Raw genomic sequence first — 4,492 nt, forward strand, 5'->3', positions numbered from 1 at the left:
AGGTCCGCCTAGGCGGACCGCACAAGCGATCCAGCAGATTGATCCGCCGGAGGCGGAGAAAAGGGCCATTTCTGGATGGAAACTAGCCAAGTTCTTTCTTCACCACTTGTGCAATCTCCTCACAATACTTGTTAGTCTCTTCATGGGTGGGCCCTTCCACCATGACGCGACACATAGGCTGTGTGCCGGAATAGCGAACCAGCACCCTTCCCCTATCTCCCAGGATCTCCTCCACGCGCTCAATAGCAGCAACGATTTGAGGCGCTGACTCCAAAGCGCGCTTTTCCTTCACCTCCACATTGATTAAGCGCTGAGGGAAGACCTTCATGAATCGAGATAGCTCCGAAAGGGGTTCACCCGTCCTCTTCATGGCATCAACGACCTTAAGGGCCGTTATGATGCCGTCTCCGGTCGTATGAAGGTCCAGAAATATCATGTGCCCTGAGTCCTCACCTCCAATGCATGCCCCTCTTGCCAGCATCTCTTGCAAGACATACCTGTCACCCACCTGAGTTGTCACATGATCTATGCCCAATTCCTTGAGGACAAGGCTAAGACCGATATTGCTCATTACCGTGCTTACGGCAATGCTATTCGTCAGCAGCCCATCATCTTTCATGACCTTGGCACAAAGAGCAAGGATCTGGTCACCTGCCAACTTCGCCCCTTTCTCGTCAACTGCAATGACCCGGTCTCCGTCTCCGTCAAAGGCAAACCCGACGTCAGCTTTGATCTTCACGACCTCCTCGGCCAGCCTTTCCGGATGTTCAGACCCGCAGTTGAAGTTGATATTCGTGCCATCAGGCTCAGAAAAAAGTGGCTTGACCGCGGCCCCCAGTCCTGCAAAAGCGGAAGGGGCTATTTCAGATGTAGCCCCGTTGGCGCAATCCAGAACAATATTGAGTCCTTGCAGTCCGTTGTCCTCGGAAACAGCCTGCTTTAAGAAAGCCACATATCGATCACAGGCATCCGTGATGGCGTGTACCCTGCCCAGGGCACGGGGATTGTCGGGCGCTTCAGGCATCTTGTTCTCAAGGACGAGATCTTCAACCTCAAGTTCCATCTCATCCGAGAGCTTGAATCCGTCTCCCTTAAAGATCTTAATCCCGTTGTCATGAAAGGGGTTGTGTGAAGCCGAAATCATCACACCCGCGTCAAAGCCCATATCCCTTGCCACATAGGCCACGCCGGGCGTGGTCAAGACACCAGCCAAGAGGGCATCAGCTCCCACGGAACAGATCCCGGAAACCAAAGCATGTTCAAGCATGTCACAAGATATCCTGGTATCCTTTCCAACAATAATCCGTGTACTGCGGCCTTCTTGTCTGAAGAGATGAGCAGTTGCCCGTCCGACCTTCAGGGCCATCTCAGGAGTAATGGGGTATTCATTGGCCACGCCCCTGATACCATCTGTGCCGAATAGTCTTCCCATGACTCCTCAAAAAATATGACAAACCCGGATTTGCCGTAGGCGGAGGACTAAAAAAACTGAAGGCCCCACAACTTGTGTGATATTGTAGAAAATATACTGCCAGAAAAAACACGAATTGGGACGTTAACAAACTACTTTAATGATTTATCGCAACCAGCTAGACTACATTCATATATTCTATTTGCATTTGAAAGACGGCATAATCTCCAGGGCTTCTTCGTTTATCGTATCCACGATACCTTGAAGCCATTTCGTTCCCTTCAAAGACCAAGCCTTATCAAGCCCCTGTATAACTCCCACGTAGTCAGCGCCTCTCTCCTTAACGCCCCTGCAGACCTCCTCTATGAAAGGCTCCCGGATAGCAGGATTTCCCGAATTCTCCAGGTTCCTTTCAAATACTGCCTCTATGTCCTGCCATCTCTCAAAAAGCTCCTGTTTCTGCCTCAGGAGCTTTTCGTTTAACTGTTCCTTCATGATCCGACGGTACCTTTTTGCAGATTCAGGCATCTTCCGGGCCAGCGCTTCAAGGCGATCGATTCGCTCCTGAATTGCCATATCCAGCTTGTCCAATGCACCCTGATGGAGCATCCCAGCCATGGAGTCGCCTCTATGAAACAGGGAGCGAGTCTCCACGTACCATTGCCTGAGGGCCATGAGGTTCGCGATATAATTGATGTTTTTGCTTACCCGCCCCTTAACATGCCAGTATATGCCATGATGAAAGTTCGCGATAAGGCGAGGGTCGTCAACACCCTGGCGACACGGGCCTTCGGCCAGCACAAGCTTGCGGCCATCCGGGATGTCCTTTCGACAAACGACACCTGCTGCAATCACTGTTCCGTATTCCACCCGTACAGGGCCAACCAGCCCCCCCTGCCCTCCCAGAAATATGGCATCCTGATTCAGCATTACACCCCTTGGCGCGTCGCCGATCAAAGACGGGGTGGCTTTGTCCTGATTAGCGGTGTAGTTGAAATGTACATAGGAGCTCCCCACCTCACTGTGGTTTTTCCGGCTGGCGCCCCCTGACATGAGGCAGTCACAGAAGTTTATGAGGCTTCCAAGGGTTACAAAAGGAAAAAGTATGGTCTGCTTCAGACCCACGGTGTGGGCGCCATTTGCATGTTCTTCCAAGATGCACCCGTCCCTGACCTGGGCCCCATATCCCATACTCGCCTTTGCAAAAAAGGCTGAGCGTCTGAAAAACCCGCCCCTTAGTTCTACGTCGGGACCGATCTGGCAGTCTTCCACGGTCACGGGTTCTTCATAGCCGAGTTTGACGCCAGCCATAATGAGAATATTTTCACCAAAGATCTTACAGCCCGGATAGATGACAACCCCGTTTCCTGAGATGCGGTCCAAAGGGACCTCATCTCCTATTAGGACACTACGGGGGCTTGGTATCCTGACCCCCTTTTTTATAAGCCTTTGTATCTTGTCTATGCCTTCAGAATGCATCCCGATACGGATTATTATTGAATTCCACCTGTTGTCAAGATAAAATCGTTTTATGAAATTGCTTCTCGATTTTATACCGCGATCTCGGCGTCAATCTGCGGGATCGCTTGTGCGGCGCACCAATGTAAGCCTCCGCGCAATCTCTTGATTTCCTTGACCTTGTCCGCCTCAGGCGAATTGGAAACTCACACTAGAACCCAGTGTATTAAGATCCGTTTATGGATGGACACCACCTGACAATACCGACTGACATTGGCCGTCAAGGTTGCACCCTGCGAGACTTTCTGCTAGCTTACGTCCATCATGAAAGGGACCACAACAAACCGTATGGCCAGACTAAGGGCCAGGCTAGTGGACAAAGGGCTTGACGCTTTCCTCGTACTTGTCGAGGAAAACCGTCGATACCTGAGCGGGTTCACTGGTAAAGACGGCCAGTTTGACGAGTCTGCCGGCGCCCTTCTCATTACACCCAGCCGACAGTTGCTTGCCACTGACTCTCGATATGAAGCACAGGCCCGAACGGAGGCCCCTGAATTCGAGGTGTTTTGCTACAAACAGGGGCTGGCTCAAAGCCTGCCTGAGATCCTCAGCTCCCTGGACACCGAACTCCTCGGCTTTGAGAGTGTGCGCCTGTCCCACCTGCAGTTCGAAAAGTTCAAAAAGGAGTTGAAAAAGCAGGATTGCTCTGTTTCGATAATTCCCACCGAAGGCCTCGTGGAAGAGCTTCGTATGATTAAAGAAGAAAATGAGCTGCGTGCCATACGACAATCCCTTGCTCTGTCCGAATCTGTGTTTGAGGCCGTTCGCGAAGAGCTCGCGCCTGGGATCAGTGAAAAAGAGCTCGCGTGGACCATTGAAAGGGACTTGCGGGAAAAGGGAGCGGAATCTATCGCATTTCCCCCTATTGTGGCCTCCGGACCCAACGCCGCCCTGCCCCATGCTCTCCCTTCAGATCGACCTCTTGGACAGGGAGAACCTATTCTCTTTGATTGGGGAGGCCGCCTTAATGGTTACTGTTCAGACATATCACGCACCATTGTCCTGGGCAGGCCTGACTCGACCTTCAAGACCGTCTATCAGGTTGTGCGAGACGCACAATCCATGGCTGTTCAAGCAATCAAGTCCGGAATTAGCACCGTCGCCGTGGATAAGATAGCCCGAGACTATATTGCTGCCAATGGGTTTGGCGACCACTTCGGCCACGGGCTGGGCCATGGCGTGGGACTGGCCGTTCATGAAAAACCCCATTTGAGTCCTTTCAGAGCCATGGATCTTGAGGCAGGGATGGTCACCACTGTAGAACCGGGCATTTACATACCGGGATGGGGCGGCGTGCGTCTGGAAAATATGGTTGTCGTCCAAGAAGGCGGAGCGGTTGTACTAAACCGTCTTCCCCTCTGACACCATTCGGACCGATTTCATTTCAGTTCAGGAAACCTGGTCCTGTGGGCTAGGTCAGAGTCATTGGCTCTGCCATACTCGGTTCCATCGAAATGCCTAACGTGCCTAAAATGCGCTAAAATGCCTTGTATACTGGAATTTAGATATAAGAGTTAGCATTTGAGGGTACGGGGGATGTCCCCAGCCCTCCAATATTACAAG

General features: G+C 51.8%; 3 protein-coding genes. 1 reads left to right on the plus strand and 2 read right to left on the minus strand.

Going from position 1 to position 4,492, the window contains the following annotated elements:
• Positions 1-82: 82 nt before the first annotated feature.
• Positions 83-1,432: a phosphoglucosamine mutase gene (locus JW883_00480; GenBank protein MBN1840745.1), complete on the minus strand. Its 1,350-nt coding sequence runs from the start codon at positions 1,430-1,432 to the stop codon at positions 83-85.
• 177 nt (positions 1,433-1,609) lie between these two features.
• Entirely contained in the window at positions 1,610-2,890 is a 1,281-nt protein-coding gene (locus JW883_00485) for a UDP-N-acetylglucosamine pyrophosphorylase (GenBank protein ID MBN1840746.1), read from the minus strand.
• A gap of 303 nt (positions 2,891-3,193) precedes the next feature.
• Between JW883_00485 and JW883_00490 the strand changes: the two genes are divergently transcribed.
• Positions 3,194-4,291, plus strand: a complete 1,098-nt coding sequence (locus JW883_00490) for an aminopeptidase P family protein (protein MBN1840747.1) — start codon at positions 3,194-3,196, stop codon at positions 4,289-4,291.
• Positions 4,292-4,492: the final 201 nt, after the last annotated feature.

The sequence above is a fragment of the Deltaproteobacteria bacterium genome, from assembly GCA_016930875.1.
Lineage (GTDB): Bacteria > Desulfobacterota > Desulfobacteria > Desulfobacterales.